Below are 14,850 nucleotides of genomic sequence, written 5' to 3'. Positions count from 1 at the left end.
AGTGAAATTATTCAAGGGTATCCAGTAAGTCTTTCAGTCGAGCCAGATTCTGGCGGACTTCCAGGTCCAGGGCGGTGGTCACGTCCATGCCGTTCAAACGGCATTCCAGATCGACAAATGTCGTGGCCATGGCTTCGACCTGCGCCGCACCCAGGGCGCCCGCCATACTGTGCAGTTGCTGGGCTACACGCGTGGCGTCGGCGTTATCCAGTGCCGCCAGCGTGGCGGATACGTCCTGGCGCAGGGTCGTGACAAACAGTTCGCGCATTTTCGGTGAAAGCTGTATCGGCGCGACGATGGCCGCGGGCAGGTCGATTTTGCAGTGTTTTCCAAGGTGCTCGCGCAGGGTCGCGAGGTTGAGCGGCTTGACCATCCAGGCATTCATGCCGACGGCGGCGCAGCGTTCGCCTTCTTCGCGCAGGGCGTTGGCGGTGACACCGATGATCGGCAATGCCGGGTCCTGCTGGCGCAACGCGGCCGCCAGTTGGTAACCGTTCATGATTGGCATGTTGACGTCGGTCAGCACCAGGTCGAAGCGTCCGGGAGACCACTGTGCCAGGGCCTGTTCGCCATTGGCCGCGACAGTCACCGTGCAGCCCAGCACCTCCAGTTGCTCCTTGATGATGGCCGAGTTGATCACGTTGTCTTCCGCCACCAGCACCTGCAGGTTCAAGCGCCGGGTCATTTGCGACGGCACGGGATGATTGTCGGTACTGGCGCCGTGTCGGGCCATGTAGATGGCCCAGGCGATCGCACGGACATCGTCGGCGTTGACCTCTCGGTCGGTACCGCGTCGCTGCGAGGGGTTGGGCCCGTCCGGTGTGGCAATGATTCTGGGACCGGGCCAGGGCGGGGTGTGGGGGAGGGAGGAAAACTCCACCAACAGCGCCGATGGCGCTGACGTTTCGTCCGTTACCAGGCGGCACTCGAGGCCAAACCGGCTGAGCCAGCCAATCAGATGTTGTGCCAGCTCGGTGACTTGCGCGCGCACATAAACGGCGGGAGTACCAGGGCTGAAGACGGGGCAGTCGGGCAACTCGCCGGGTACGCGTTCCAGTCCGAGCTGCAGGGTGAAGCTGCTGCCCAGTCCGGGTTCGCTGACCACGTTCAACTGCCCCTCCATCAATTCGCACAGCCATTTGCAAATCGCCAGACCGAGACCCGCACCGGCCTGTTCGGTAGCGTTGTTGACCTGATAGAAAGGGGCGAACAACTGCTGTTGCTGCGCCTGGGAAATCCCCATCCCCGAATCGCTGACCTGCCACTGCACGTTGACGCGACCGTCGGGGCTGTCCAGCACCCGTGCCCTGAGTACAACGCGGCCGTTGTCGGTGAACTTGATCGCGTTGCTCAGCAGGTTGTTGAGAATCTGGCGAATCCGCAGCGGGTCACCGCGCACCCGGTCCGGCAACGTCGCGTCGATGCAGGCATAGAGTTGCAGACCCTTGGACCGGGCGAAGGCGCTGTAGGCGCGCACGGTGTCTTCGGTCAGTTCCAGGGGACAGAAATCCTGAAGCTCCAGGGTCATCTGCCCGGCTTCGATTTTCGATACATCCAGTACATCGCTGATCAGCTGGAACAATGTGGCGGAGGAGCGCTGGATGGTGTGCAAGTAATCCTGCTGGCGCGGGGTGAGCGGTGTCAGGTCAAGCAATTCCAGAGTGCCCAGCACGCCGTACAGGGGGGTACGGATCTCATGACTCATGGTGGCGAGGAACCGGCTCTTGGCCTGATTCGCCGAGTCGGCGGCCTGGCGCGCCTCTTCCAGTGCCAGCGCGTCCTCGACATGCCGGGTCACGTCATGCAAGGCACACAGCCAGGCGTCCTGACCCTGGTAGCGGGTGGGCACGAAGGCAACATGCAGATGGCGCCCGTCGATTTCGATGTCGGCGTGGCCGGACTCGTTGCACGATGTGAGCAAACTCATCAACTGGCTGTTGTCGTGCCATTGCTGGGCGCGCTGGTTTTCCAGCAGCACGTGGTGGTCGCTACGCCGGATCACGCACAGGCCGGTCGGCGCCGTATCGATCACCGTGCGGCTGAACGCCTCGCTTTCGGCGATGCTGGCGTGTGCAAGCTGTGCAGGCAGGATGACTCGGGTCCGGTACCAGCGATTGATGGCACGACTGCAGCCGAGGATCGCCAGGACCATTGCGATCAGGCACAGCAATGGCCAGAGTGCGTAATCAAGAAAACTCTGCACACTGATGACGTAGATCGCCGTCCAGTGCGCCTCTCCGGGGCTGGTCAGTTTGAACACCAGACCGTCGCGATTGAAGTTCACCCCCTCATGCAGCGTCTGGCCGGGTTTCAGGGCGCCCGTCAGGATTACACCGCCGGGCGTGATCAAGGTGAAGTTGTCGTAGATTGCCCACTTCATCAGCCGTTCGATGTTATTGACCTGAGACAGGTTTAGCAGCGAGGCCACTATCACCCAGGTATCGGCGCCCTCGATAGTCCGCGTGTTCCCCGCCAGGTTGATGCTCACGTAGGCCATCAGGGTGGGGGCGGTCTTGTTGTCGCGGGCGGATGAATAGGGTTCCCAATGCACCTGAAGGTCGCGTGGCGGCGAGTTGTGCGCGCGCATGCGTTTGTTCACCTGAGTCGTCGCCCGAACCAATTCATCGATCTGCATCGGGCTCGCCCCGCGCAGACGTCCGGCGGCGGGCACGACCACATCAAAGTTGTCGGGACCATTGACCAGGACGATCTGGGGCGATTGATAGTGTGACGCCGACCAGAACGCGCTGTAGTAAGCGGCCAGGTGGGTGCCGAGCGCGAAGATTGCGGGGTATTGATCGGGGGCGATTTTGTCCGGATTGATCTTCAGGCTGTAGGGGAGCGAAAACGGCAGGCCGCGGCCTTCATAAGTGTTCGGCCCTTCTTCGGGCATGGCCTTTTGTACGGGAGGCGGCAGCGTGCTTGTGGGCAGCCGCTCGCCCTTGGTGCTTTCACGGACGATATCGCGCAGGAACACTTCCTGTTCGCGGACATTCTCCATCAGCGCGGCAAAATGAAACTGCAAGGTATCGCGCCGCTCTTCGATCATGCGCATGACCCCCACGTAGCTGATGCCGAGCAACAGCAATACGAGGGCGGTCAGCACCAGCAGGCCCTTGTTCAGGCGCGATGAACTGCTGGCGAGTTTTTCCAGGACGGCGTCGGGATGCGGCATCAGCGTGCCTGGATTGCAGTGATGGGAAAGTCTTTGGACACGGTGACCTCGATAGCAAGTGACGTTCGTCAACACCGGCCTGCGGGTCAATAAACGTTTGCCGGCCCGTCATGGGTCAGCAATTGCTGGAACTGATCCGAAGACACGGCGTGAGAGATCAGGAAACCCTGAACCTGAGTGCAGTCGATTTTACGCAACAGAGCAAGCTCTTGCGCGGTTTCCACACCTTCCGCCACCACGGTCAGTCCCAACTGCCTCCCCAGGCTGACAATGCTGGTCAGGGCCTGGGCCAGTTCCTCGTTGGCATTGCAGCCTTGCACCAGCGCGCGGTCGATCTTCAATTCGGTGAAGGGGGCCGACACCAGGTTCATGTAGGAGCTGTAGCCCTTGCCGAAATCGTCCTGGGACAGCTCGAACCCTTTGATCCGCAAACGGCAGGCACCGGCGTAGAAGTTGCTGATGTCATCGGGCACCGAGCATTCCATCAACTCGAAGCAGATACGTGCCGGTAATCCTTGATGGGCCAGCACGAACGCAAGGATGCGGTCGGGGAGGTCGTGGCTGTTGAGCAAGTGCGTGGGCAGGTTGATCGAAACCGGTATGTCATAGCCCTGCTGGCGCCAGACGATTTGGGCGGCAATCGCTTGTTGCAGCACCCGCCACAGCAACTGTTCTTCGAGGTCGCAGGCGATCAGCGTCGGCAGAAATGCGCCGGGCAGCAATGTGCCGTGCTCGGGATGAATCCAGCGCACCAGCGCTTCGGCGGCCACGATCCGGCCATTGTTCAGGGCTTTCTTGGGCTGGAACCAGGCTTGCAGTTCGCCGTTGTCCAGCGCCTGCAGAATACTCTGACGGTCGATGCCTTCGCGATTCTCGGTCGGCGCCGTCTGGCGCAGTGCCTGCAATTGATCGATCAGACAGCGCAGTGCGGCCGTGCTCACCGGCTTGGAAATCAGCCCGATCACCTTCACTTGCAGGTTGCTCGCCACCAGGCTGGCACCCATCAACATACGGCGTGAGGCCGCACTCATGATGGCCAGCGCGGGACGCGAACGTTGTGCAGCGAGTCCCTGAATGAACTGCACGCCGTCCATACCTGGCATCAGCAGGTCGGTGAGTACCAGGTCGAAGTCGCGTTTTTTCAGGCAGGCCAGCGCGGCTTCGCCGTCCCTGGCGCACACGACATCGAACTCGCCCAGTTCGTTGAACAGATTCTGCAGGTACAAGTGCTGGAAGGGGTGGTCTTCGACAATCAAAATGCTACAGGGCTTCATGAGCAACTCGTGCGTAGGGAGCCAGGACAGTGAACAAGGCTCGTAGCGTAAATGGTTTGACCAGGCAGTGATTCATGCCGGCGGCCAGGCACAGGGCGTCTTCACCACGCATTGCGTTGGCGGTGGCGCCGATGATCGGGAGGGTGCAGTCCTGACGTCGCAGGGTCTTGGCCAGCTCGTAGCCATTGAGTCGGGGCATGTTGACGTCGGTCAGAACGATGTCGAACGCGCGCTCGCGCCAGAGCGACAACGCTTCCTCGCCATCGCCGGATAACGTCACTGTGCAGCCCAGTTCCTCTAGCTGATCGCGCAGGATCAGCTGGTTGATGACGTTGTCTTCTGCCACCAGAATATGCAGGCGCAATGGCCGCACAGCGTAGGGTTCGCGTGGTTCCGTGCGCTGCGCAACCGGGCCGCCCTGGGCCAGGCGAACCGCGCGCTGGATCGCGGCCAGATCGTTCAGGTTGACCTTCCAGCCATCACCGTTGAACGGAGGCTCGTGGGCAGCGTCGCCGCTGGCCAGTACTCGCGGCCCTTGCCATGCCGGTCTGGAACGTTGTTCGCAGGGCGTGGGATAGAGTTCCAGCAACACAGCCGTCGTGTCAGGTTCCAGGGCGTCAGGTGCGCCGATCTGCGGTCGGGCACCCCAGCGGCGCAGCCAGCCGCTGATGCTATCGGCCAGTTCGCGGATGGGCGAGACCACATAAACGGTATCCGGCGCCAAGGCCGGCAAGGCTGCAGGTGGTGCATTGCAGGGTCGCTGCTCCAGCGGCACGCTCAGGGAAAAACTGCTGCCCAGTCCAGGCTCGCTGACCATGCGCAGGGTGCCATTCATCAAGTGCGTCAACCGTTGGCAAATGGGCAGGCCCAGGCCGGTGCCGGCCACCACGTTGGTGTTGCCCTCGGTCTGGTAAAACGGTTCGAAAATGAAGGCCTGATCGTCATGAGCGATGCCTTTTCCGGTGTCCGAGACTTGCCATTGCAGGCACACGCGCTCGCCTTCGCGACGAAGCAGTTTGACCCTTAGCACCACACGGCCGGAGTCGGTGAACTTGACCGCGTTGTTCAGCAGATTGTTGAGGATCTGGCGCACGCGGCTGGCATCCCCCCTCAAACAATCCGGCAGTTGCGGGTCGAGGCAGGCATACAGTTGCAAGCCTTTGCTCTGCGCCGCTGCCGCGTAACCTTGCACGACCTCTTGCGCCAGTGTCGTGGGGCAGAACTCGCTCAACTCCAGGGCCAATTGTCCGGCCTCGATCTTCGACACATCCAGCACGTCGCAGATCAGTTGCAGCAGCGTGGCGGACGAGCCCTCGATGGCTTGCAGGTAACTTTTCTGTCGGCTATCCAGTTGCGTTCGGGCAAGCAATTCCAGCGTGCCGAGCACGCCGTAAAGCGGTGTGCGGATTTCGTGGCTCATGGTCGCTAGGAACAAGGTCTTGGCTTCATTGGCGGCGTCTGCCGATTGGCGGGCTTGCTCCAGTGCCGCTTCGATTTGTCGTCGCGCACTGATGTCGCTGAACGCACACAGCAACACGTCCTCGCCTTTGTAGCGGGTGGGCGCACAACTCAGGTAAAGGTGGCGGCCGTCTGTGGTCTCGAAGTCATCCGTCAGGAGCGGCTCGGTAGCATCGAAAGCCTCGCGGATCCAGCCGGCGCCCAGTTGCGCGCGGCACTCGCCCAGCCATTGGCGGGCGAGAGTGTTTTCCAGCACCACCTGGCCATCGGTGCGTCGCAGTACGCAGAGCGCCACCGGGGCGGTCTGGATCACGTCGCGACTGAACAACTCGCTCTCCACCAGTGCCTGGATCCGATGAATCGCCGGGTTGATGAAGCGGTATTCCAGACGTCGGGTCAACCCGCACACCAGGCCGCTACTCAGCAGGCAGAACAGCAGCGCCCCCAGCATTTGTGGCCACAATGCCGACAGCACCGCCAGCAAATCGATGGAGTAGGTGAGCTGCCAGTCCGATGACTTCAGTTGCTTGCGCAGCACCAGTTGCTCGGGCCACCAGCCGTTTCCGACAAAACCGAAAAAGTCCTGCTGCCGCAGAAGCGGCAGATCCTGTCCGGGCGGCGGTTTCAGGCTATTGCTGAAGAGTGGCATGCCCTGGGCATTGAACATAGTGAACTCGCCTGCACTGTGGTCACTCAAGGCACTGGAGACTTCGCGGTCGTCCATTTCCAGGCCGAGCCAGCCGGAGTCGATGTCGCGTTCGTCCAGCCGAATGAAAATGTACAACTGCGAATGCCCGTCAACGGCATGGGTCAGCCAGAGTTCTTGCAGGGCACCGGTGTTTTGATATTTGAGGGCTTGCAGTTGATCCAGCATGGCCTGAGAAACATCACCGACCATCGGCGTTGCATTGTGCAGGCGTAACACTTGGGCCCGGGAATCGCTGCTGACGTAGATCAGGTTCAATTGTCGGGCCGTGAGGTAATCGCGCATGCGCCGGGTCAGCCAGATACTCCATTGCGGGCCCGGTGCTTGCCCCAGCAGCAGGCGTATTTCTTCATCGGAGACCGGAGCCTCTATTTCGACTTTGCGCGTCGCCGACAGGCTCAGGCTTCTGAGCAGTGCTTCGCGAGTGGTGAAAAAAGTGTGCGCCTCGGCGATGGCGCTGCTCATGTAGCTGCGCCGCTGGGAGATTTCATTGTTGAAGGTAAACAGCAGGAAGCTGTATGCGCCGCCGAGTATGCCCACCAGCAGTACGAAGGCAAAAATGCGCAGCAGGCGGCGCGCGGCATGGGGCGTGGACAGGACGGGGCTGATCTGATGGAGGTAGTTCTTTAATCTCATCCCGGCACTGTAGGGACGGTCGGATACCGGGAAAATCAGACGATCCTTATATTGGTTACAGGTAGTTCACGATGAAGGTGACTTCGGTGTTGGCGCTGCCGGCCTTGAGTTCCTCTGTCGTCAGACGGTAATACGATGCCGACAAGGGAATCTTGAAGTCGGTGCCAGTGGCCGTGAATGCATCGAACGGGTAAGTCGTGTCCAGTGCGATCGGTTGCCCGGCATCATTGAGCAACTGCAGACCGATGCCTTTCGCGGTGGAGCTGTCGTTGAGCGTGATGATGCCTTTTGTGGCGTCGATGACCGGGGTGTTGGCCTTGAGCGAGTAAGTGACTTTCTTGATGCCGGTCCGGCACTGATTCAAGCCAATGTTGAACCGCACCTTGCGAGGGGTGGCGCCAGCCTCGCGAAACTCATGGAGTTGATAGTCATCACCCATGGCCACCGGTACGGACGGGGTCTGGCACGAGGCGGCATTCAGTACGATGGGGTTGCTCAGATTGAATCTTATCAGGACAAGATCATCGTCTTGCAGGGCGCCCAGGGCGCCTGCATCGACCTTGACCTGCGAAGCCAGCTCGCCGCTCTTGACGATCTCCAGGCGGATACTGCCGGCGTTGAAGCCATAATTCGCACCAGCGGGGGTCGCATTGATGGTGCTCAACGACGACTCGTATCGATCCAATGCCCCTATCCAGATGCGGTACGACAGTCCGGATTTGCCTAAGGGGAACGTCGTTACTTTGCCGGAGACGTTGCCCAGTCTGGAATCCAGCAGTACGCCATATTGCGATGCCTGCGCGCACTCCCAGATGTGGGCGGACCCTTGCAGGGTGTCTTGATAGACCACCGTTCCATTAGGCGTGTCAGCAGGAATCGTCAGACTGGTGTTGACCAGGCTGGCGCCGAAGTTAAGGGTTTCGGTGGTCGAATCGACGACTGTGCAGCTGCCGGCCATGGCTTGCGAGGCGCATGCCAGCATCATTGTTGAGACCAGGGGGAACAGGAAGCTCTGAAGTTTTAAATGCTTCATGAAGAGGGCTTTGCGTGTCGGCCAAAGAGCGCCGTAACTTAAGCGCGGTGCCTGCCGATGGACATCAGGCGATTCCTAGAAAGCTGACTTGCCCTCTTTGCTCAAAACGTTCAGCCGCGCGCTGGCGCCCACGCTGTCTTACTTCTATGCGAGCACGTCCGATCCCGGTGCCGTGGCCATGTTTTGGGCTGGCGCATGTCCCGAGGAATTTGCTTGTGAGGACATCCTGCCCGAAAAAACCAGTCCGCTGGGCAACTAATTACAAAGCAGCCTAACTATTGCGTTGACATTCGCTGCCTAGGCAGTAACATCTCGACATACATTCACTGCCTAGGCAGTTATTAGGTGCGTACATGAAGCATTTCACCCCGGATGAATTCAAGCATTGTCACCTCGGCCTGTTGCTCGGCCGTGCAGCCTTGCTCAAGGACAGGATCATCGACACCCACATGGAACCCCACGGCATCACTGCCGCGCAGTTCAAGGTGTTGATCATCATGGCCCAGTACGGCGTCGACACCCCGGCCGAGCTGTGTCGGCACCTGTCGCTGGACAGCGGTTCGATGACCCGCATGCTCGACCGTCTGGAGCAGAAAGATTTCCTGATCCGCCAGCGCAGCGAAGGCGATCGTCGTCAGGTGCAGTTGAAGCTCACCGGGCAAGGTCAGGCGCTGGCCGATCGTCTGCCGCACATCGGTGCCGACGCCATGAATGAGCTGGCCGGCGCGATTACTCCGGATGAGTTGAAAACCCTGGAATACATCCTCAAGAAAATTTTGCTGGCGGCTGGTGACCCGATCACCATCCAGCGGTTAGGTGAACACAATGAGCGGTAAATCCTTGCGCAGCAGCCTGACACTGGTGCTGTCGGCGATGATCCTCGCCGGTTGCGCCAACTACAGCGGCCTCGATACCCATGGCAAAAACCTTGATGCGAAAGACCTCAAGGTCGGCCAATCCCTCAATGGCGTGACACTGTCGCCGGCCGCGTGGCCGAAGAGCGACTGGTGGACGAGTCTCGGCGATCCGCAGCTCGACGGTCTGATTCGCGAAGCCCTGCATGACAGCCCGGACATGCAGATCGCCGACGCCCGCGCCCATCAGGCCAGCGCCGCCGCCTATGCCGCCGATGCCGAGCGTTATCCGACCCTTGACGCCAGCGCCGGCATTACCCGTTCGCGTCTGGCCAAGGATCAGGACCCGCGAGGGCAGGGCGATGCCTACGCCACTACGCGCAATATCAGCGCCGGCTTCAATTACAACTTCGACCTTTGGGGCGGTCAGCGTGACGCCTGGGAAGCTGCACTGGGTCAGGCCCGCGCTGCTGAAGTCGACCGTCAGGCCGCACAGTTGACCCTCGCCGCCGACGTGGCCCGGGCCTACAGCGATCTGGGGCAGGCGCATATCGTTTATGACCTGGCCAACGAAGACCTCAAGCGCACCAAGCAGATGCTCGACCTGAGTCAGCGTCGTTTGAGCTCGGGGATCGACAGCCAGTACCAGTTCCAGCAGACCCAAAGTCTGGAAGCCAGCTCCGAAGCCAGCCTGATCGACGCCGAAAAACGTCTGAACAGCGCGAAAATCGCTCTGGCCGTATTGCTCGGCAAAGGCCCGGATCGTGGCAACGAAATCGCCCGGCCGAAAGTCCTGCAGGCCAGTGCCGTCGCTGTGCCCTCGGTACTGCCGGCGGAATTGTTGGGCCGTCGCCCGGATCTGGTTGCCGCACGCTGGCGTGTCGAGGCCGCGAGCAAGGACATCGACTCGGCCAAGACCCGCTTCTATCCCAACTTGAACCTGTCGGCCTCCGCTGGTGCCGAATCGTTATTGGGTGACGCGATGTTCGGGTCCGCCAGTCGCTTCTTCAACATCGCCTCGACCCTTTCGCTGCCGATCTTCGATGGCGGACGCCTGCGCGCCAACCTCGATGCTCGCGATGCCGATTACGACCTGGCCGTGGCGCAGTACAACAAAAGCCTGGTGAAAGCCCTGGGTGATGTCGGCGACACCATCAACCAGTTGCGTGACATCGGCCGGCAGATCGGCGCCCAGCAGCACGCGACCGAGATTGCCCAGGATTCTTACAACACCGTGGTCCAGCGTTACGGTTCCGGAATCGGCAACTACCTGGACGTGCTCAGCATCGAGCAGCAATTGCTGCAGGCCCAGCGTCAACTGGCAAACCTGAATGCCGAGCAGATCGACCTGTCGATTCAACTGATGCAAGCGCTGGGTGGCGGCTTTCAGGGGCAAACCCTGACCGCCAGCAACGCCAGCCCAGCCACCACGCACAACTAATTCAAGGTATTTGTCATGGCCACTGCCGAAAACACTCAAGCTCAAGACAACACCTCCGATACCGGCAATCCGCGCAAACGTAAAGTGATGCTGCTGGTGCTGGCCGTCGTGGTTGCCCTCGCCGGTGCCGGCGTCTGGGCGTATCACGAATTCATCGGTCGCTGGAACGAAAGCACCGACGACGCCTACGTCAACGGCAACGTCGTGGAAATCACCCCGCTGGTGACCGGCACCGTGGTCAGCATCGGCGCCGACGATGGCGATCTGGTCCATGAAGGTCAGGTACTGGTCAACTTCGACCCGAACGACGCCGAAGTCGGCCTGCAAAGTGCCCAGGCCAAACTGGCGCGCACCGTGCGTCAGGTTCGCGGCTTGTACAGCAACGTTGATGGCATGAAAGCCCAGGTCAACGCGCAACAGGCGAACGTGCAAAAAGCCCAGGACAACTACAACCGCCGGAAAAATCTCGCCGCCGGCGGCGCGATTTCCCAGGAAGAACTGTCCCACGCTCGCGATGACCTGACCTCGGCACAAAACGCCCTGGCCAATGCCCAGCAACAACTGAAAACCACCAGCGCGCTGGTCGATGACACCGTAGTCTCCTCGCACCCGGACGTGATGTCGGCCGCTGCCGATCTGCGTCAGGCCTACCTGACCAATGCTCGCAGCACGCTGATCGCGCCAGTTACCGGTTACGTTGCCAAGCGCACCGTGCAACTTGGCCAGCGCGTGCAGCCGGGCACCGCGCTGATGGCGGTGATTCCGCTGGATCAGCTGTGGATCGATGCCAACTTCAAGGAAACCCAGCTGCGCGACATGCGCATCGGCCAACCGGTGGACATCGAATCCGACATCTATGGCAGCGACGTGAAATTCAGCGGCACCGTCGACAGCCTCGGTGCCGGCACCGGCAGCGCGTTCGCCCTGTTGCCGGCGCAGAACGCCACCGGTAACTGGATCAAGATCGTGCAACGTGTACCGGTGCGGATTCACATCAACGCCGAAGAACTGGCCAAGCATCCGCTGCGCGTGGGCCTGTCGACCAATGTCGAGGTCAACCTGCACGACCAGAGCGGTCCGGTATTGGCTCAGCAGCCGCCGCAACAGGCCTCGTTCAGCACCAGCGTCTACGACCGCCAACTGGGTGAAGCCGACGCGATGATCGCCCAACTGATCCACGACAACAGCGCTGCGGTCAGCAAGACCGCGCAACGCTGATTCGCCAATCCCTTCGCCGCGCTCCGTAACGGGCGCGGCGCCTGTCCCCGCTCCAAAAAATCGGCTCCAAAGGATTCGCGATGAGCAATAACGCCTCTTTTTCGCCGCCCAGCCTGTTGCTCAGCACCATCGGCCTGTCGCTGGCGACCTTCATGCAAGTGCTCGACACCACCATCGCCAACGTGGCGCTGCCGACCATCTCCGGCAACCTCGGCGTGAGTTCGGAGCAGGGCACCTGGGTCATCACCTCGTTCGCCGTGAGCAACGCCATCGCGCTGCCGCTCACCGGCTGGCTGAGCCGGCGTTTCGGCGAGGTGAAGCTGTTTCTCTGGGCCACCATGCTGTTCGTGCTGGCCTCGTTTCTCTGCGGTATTTCCACGTCGATGCCCGAGCTGATCGGCTTCCGGGTCCTGCAAGGGCTGGTGGCCGGGCCGCTGTACCCGATGACCCAGACGCTGCTGATCGCGGTGTATCCGCCCGCCAGGCGCGGCATGGCCCTGGCGTTATTGGCGATGGTCACGGTGGTGGCGCCGATTGCCGGCCCGATTCTCGGCGGCTGGATCACCGACAGTTACAGCTGGCCGTGGATCTTCTTCATCAACGTACCGATTGGCGTGTTCGCGGTGATGGTGGTGCGTTCGCAGCTGGCGAAACGTCCGGTAGTCACCAGTCGTCAGCCGATGGACTACGTCGGGCTGATCACGCTGATCATCGGCGTAGGTGCGTTGCAGGTGATCCTCGACAAGGGCAATGACCTGGACTGGTTCGAGTCGAACTTCATCATCATCGGTGCGGCCATTTCAGTGATAGCGCTGGCGGTGTTTGTGATCTGGGAAATGACCGACCAGCATCCGGTGGTCAATCTGCGCCTGTTCGCCCACCGCAACTTCCGCATCGGCACGCTGGTGCTGGTGTTGGGTTACGCCGGGTTCTTCGGCATCAACCTGATCCTGCCACAGTGGTTGCAGACCCAGATGGGCTACACCGCGACCTGGGCCGGGCTGGCGGTGGCGCCGATCGGAATTCTGCCGGTGCTGCTGTCACCGTTTGTCGGCAAGTACGCGCACAAGTTCGACCTGCGACTGCTGGCCGGGCTGGCGTTTCTGGCGATCGGCCTGAGCTGCTTCATGCGTGCCGAGTTCACCAATGAGGTGGACTTCCAGCACATCGCGCTGGTGCAGTTGTTCATGGGCATTGGCGTTGCGCTGTTCTTCATGCCGACCCTGAGCATCCTGATGTCGGACCTGCCGCCGAGCCAGATTGCCGACGGCGCTGGTCTGGCGACATTCCTGCGGACCCTGGGCGGCAGCTTTGCGGCTTCGCTGACCACCTGGATCTGGATTCGTCGGGCGGATCAACATCATGCCTACATGAGTGAAAGCATCAGTACCTATGAGCCGGCGACCCGGGAAGCGCTGAACAACCTGGGCGGGGCCGGTAATCCGGCCTATGCGCAGCTTGATCATGTGCTGACCAGCCAGGCGTATATGCTTTCGACCGTGGACTACTTCACGTTGCTGGGGTGGGGGTTCATGGGGTTGATTCTGATCGTGTGGCTGGCGAAGCCGCCGTTTGCTGCCAAAGCAGGGCCGGCGGCCAGCGGTCACTGATTCCGGGAGATCGTTCCCACGCCGTGGGAACGATCAAACAGTGGCAGGGGCAGGCAGGGAAGGCGGCGGTGCAAAATCAAACGGCGCCAACACAAACCCGTTCTCATCCACCTGCAACGCCCAGCCCTGACGATCCCAGTCCCCCAGCACAATCCGTTTCGCCGCCTGATCGCCGATCTGCAACTTGTGGATGGCCGGGCGATGGGTATGCCCGTGAACCAGGGTTTTCACTCCGTATTCCTGCATGATCCGCGGAATTTCCTCCGGCGTGACATCAACGATGTCGTTGGCCTTCATCCGCGTCTGCGCACGGCTCTCACTGCGTAGCTTGCGCGCCAGTTTTTGGCGGGTGCTCAACGGCAGATGTCGCAGGATGAACAGGGTGATCGGGTTGCGCAGGTAGCGACGCAGCTTCATATAGCTTTCGTCGCGGGTGCAGAGGCTGTCGCCGTGCATCAGCAGCACCGGCTCGCCGTAAAACTGCACGACACTCGGATCCTTCAGCAGCGTGCAGCCGGCTTCCTTGCAGAACGCCTTGCCGAGCAGGAAGTCGCGATTGCCGTGCATCAGAAATATGGCCGTGCCGCTGTCGCTCAAACCGCGCAGTGCCTGGCAAATGGAACGCTGGAAAGGGGTCATGGCATCGTCGCCAATCCACGCCTCGAAAAAGTCGCCCAGAATGTACAACGCACTCGCCGAGCGGGCGCGTCCGGCGAGCAAATCCAGAAACGCCCGGGTAATGTCCGGGCGTTCCTCTTCCAGATGCAAGTCTGAAATCAGCAATATCACGCTTCGATGATCTCGGCTTTCTCGATGATCACGTCGTCGTTTGGTACATCCTGGTGGCCAGCCTTGGAGCCGGTCGAGACTTTCTTGATGCTGTCGACCACTTCAGTACCGGCGGTCACTTTACCGAATACGGCGTAGCCCCAGCCTTGAACGTTCTTGCCGCTGTGGTTCAGGAAGCTGTTGTCGGCCACGTTGATGAAGAACTGCGCGGAAGCCGAATGCGGCTCCATGGTGCGGGCCATGGCAATGGTGTACTTGTCGTTGGAAAGACCGTTGTCGGCTTCGTTCTGGATGCTTGGACGCTTGTCTTTCTTTTCCTTCATGCCTGGCTCGAAACCGCCGCCCTGGATCATGAAGTTACCGATGACACGGTGGAAAACGGTGTTTTCGTAGTGACCGGCTTTGACGTATTCGATGAAGTTGGCCACGGTGATCGGGGCTTTTTCAGCGTTCAGTTCGATGACGATGTCACCGTGGTTGGTGGTCAGTTTGACTTGAGTCATGGTCAGTACTCTTTATAGGGAATTCGTGGTCTTGGAGGCTAAAGCCCCGCAACCGGTTCAGCCTGCTTCGGCCAAGGAGCGCAGTTTAGCGTGACAGGCGCGAATTTCGAGGCAGTTTTTCAATTGCCGGCGATTAAATGCATGCCTTTATAA

General features: G+C 60.6%; 10 protein-coding genes. 4 read left to right on the top strand and 6 right to left on the bottom strand.

Translation table 11 applies throughout. The features are described 5' to 3' along the window. Nucleotides 1–7: 7 nt before the first annotated feature. The 4 genes from NH234_RS19375 to NH234_RS19360 all read right to left on the bottom strand — a co-directional run bounded on the left by NH234_RS19375 (nucleotide 8) and on the right by NH234_RS19360 (nucleotide 8,234). Nucleotides 8–3,175 carry an ATP-binding protein gene (locus tag NH234_RS19375; protein WP_367253918.1) on the bottom strand — a complete coding sequence of 1,056 codons (3,168 nt, stop codon included), beginning with the start codon at nucleotides 3,173–3,175 and terminating at the stop codon, nucleotides 8–10. Nucleotides 3,176–3,261: 86 nt separating this feature from the next. Then, nucleotides 3,262–4,449 (bottom strand): EAL domain-containing protein, encoded by a 1,188-nt coding sequence (locus tag NH234_RS19370; RefSeq protein WP_367253916.1) that lies wholly within the window; start codon nucleotides 4,447–4,449, stop codon nucleotides 3,262–3,264. After that, the gene (locus NH234_RS19365) at nucleotides 4,436–7,249 is read right to left on the bottom strand and encodes an ATP-binding protein (protein WP_367253914.1); all 2,814 of its coding nucleotides are present in this window, start codon (nucleotides 7,247–7,249) and stop codon (nucleotides 4,436–4,438) included. The genes NH234_RS19370 and NH234_RS19365 overlap by 14 nt, the downstream gene beginning before the upstream one ends. Nucleotides 7,250–7,304: 55 nt before the next feature. After that, nucleotides 7,305–8,234, bottom strand: a complete 930-nt coding sequence (locus tag NH234_RS19360) for a fimbrial protein (RefSeq protein WP_367253912.1) — start codon at nucleotides 8,232–8,234, stop codon at nucleotides 7,305–7,307. Nucleotides 8,235–8,635: 401 nt separating this feature from the next. On the opposite strand from NH234_RS19360, the gene NH234_RS19355 reads away from it, so the two are divergent. The 4 genes from NH234_RS19355 to NH234_RS19340 all read left to right on the top strand — a co-directional run bounded on the left by NH234_RS19355 (nucleotide 8,636) and on the right by NH234_RS19340 (nucleotide 13,405). After that, the gene (locus NH234_RS19355) at nucleotides 8,636–9,118 is read left to right on the top strand and encodes a MarR family transcriptional regulator (protein WP_085699069.1); all 483 of its coding nucleotides are present in this window, start codon (nucleotides 8,636–8,638) and stop codon (nucleotides 9,116–9,118) included. Continuing rightward, nucleotides 9,108–10,577: an efflux transporter outer membrane subunit gene (locus tag NH234_RS19350; protein ID WP_367253910.1), complete on the top strand. Its 1,470-nt coding sequence runs from the start codon at nucleotides 9,108–9,110 to the stop codon at nucleotides 10,575–10,577. The genes NH234_RS19355 and NH234_RS19350 overlap by 11 nt, the downstream gene beginning before the upstream one ends. Before the next feature lie 15 nt (nucleotides 10,578–10,592). Beyond that, nucleotides 10,593–11,795 carry an efflux RND transporter periplasmic adaptor subunit gene (locus NH234_RS19345; RefSeq protein WP_085732174.1) on the top strand — a complete coding sequence of 401 codons (1,203 nt, stop codon included), beginning with the start codon at nucleotides 10,593–10,595 and terminating at the stop codon, nucleotides 11,793–11,795. A gap of 80 nt (nucleotides 11,796–11,875) precedes the next feature. Further along, on the top strand, nucleotides 11,876–13,405 hold the full coding sequence (locus NH234_RS19340; protein WP_085732173.1) for a DHA2 family efflux MFS transporter permease subunit: 1,530 nt from the start codon (nucleotides 11,876–11,878) through the stop codon (nucleotides 13,403–13,405). Nucleotides 13,406–13,438: 33 nt separating this feature from the next. Here NH234_RS19340 and lpxH read toward each other — a convergent pair whose 3' ends face one another. Continuing rightward, a complete protein-coding gene (lpxH, locus tag NH234_RS19335; RefSeq protein ID WP_367253908.1) occupies nucleotides 13,439–14,194 on the bottom strand; it encodes a UDP-2,3-diacylglucosamine diphosphatase in 756 nt (251 codons plus the stop codon). After that, nucleotides 14,191–14,697, bottom strand: a complete 507-nt coding sequence (locus tag NH234_RS19330; protein ID WP_085732171.1) for a peptidylprolyl isomerase — start codon at nucleotides 14,695–14,697, stop codon at nucleotides 14,191–14,193. Before NH234_RS19330 ends, lpxH begins: the two co-directional genes overlap by 4 nt. Nucleotides 14,698–14,850 lie beyond the last annotated feature (153 nt).

This window comes from Pseudomonas sp. stari2 (genome assembly GCF_040760005.1).
In the GTDB taxonomy this organism is placed as follows: domain Bacteria; phylum Pseudomonadota; class Gammaproteobacteria; order Pseudomonadales; family Pseudomonadaceae; genus Aquipseudomonas.
The sequence above is the reverse complement of the archived record's forward strand: the minus strand, read 5'-3'. Positions and strand labels throughout refer to the sequence as shown.

Excerpts from the sequence above, each read along its gene's own strand:
- NH234_RS19355 (WP_085699069.1), top strand. The coding sequence starts at position 8,636 with ATGAAGCATTTCACCCCGGATGAATTCAAGCATTGTCACCTCGGCCTG.
- NH234_RS19350 (WP_367253910.1), top strand. The coding sequence starts at position 9,108 with ATGAGCGGTAAATCCTTGCGCAGCAGCCTGACACTGGTGCTGTCGGCG.
- NH234_RS19340 (WP_085732173.1), top strand. The coding sequence starts at position 11,876 with ATGAGCAATAACGCCTCTTTTTCGCCGCCCAGCCTGTTGCTCAGCACC.
- NH234_RS19360 (WP_367253912.1), bottom strand. The coding sequence starts at position 8,234 with ATGATGCTGGCATGCGCCTCGCAAGCCATGGCCGGCAGCTGCACAGTC.
- NH234_RS19345 (WP_085732174.1), top strand. The coding sequence starts at position 10,593 with ATGGCCACTGCCGAAAACACTCAAGCTCAAGACAACACCTCCGATACC.
- NH234_RS19330 (WP_085732171.1), bottom strand. The coding sequence starts at position 14,697 with ATGACTCAAGTCAAACTGACCACCAACCACGGTGACATCGTCATCGAA.
- NH234_RS19365 (WP_367253914.1), bottom strand. The coding sequence starts at position 7,249 with ATGAGATTAAAGAACTACCTCCATCAGATCAGCCCCGTCCTGTCCACG.
- NH234_RS19370 (WP_367253916.1), bottom strand. The coding sequence starts at position 4,449 with ATGAAGCCCTGTAGCATTTTGATTGTCGAAGACCACCCCTTCCAGCAC.
- NH234_RS19375 (WP_367253918.1), bottom strand. The coding sequence starts at position 3,175 with ATGCCGCATCCCGACGCCGTCCTGGAAAAACTCGCCAGCAGTTCATCG.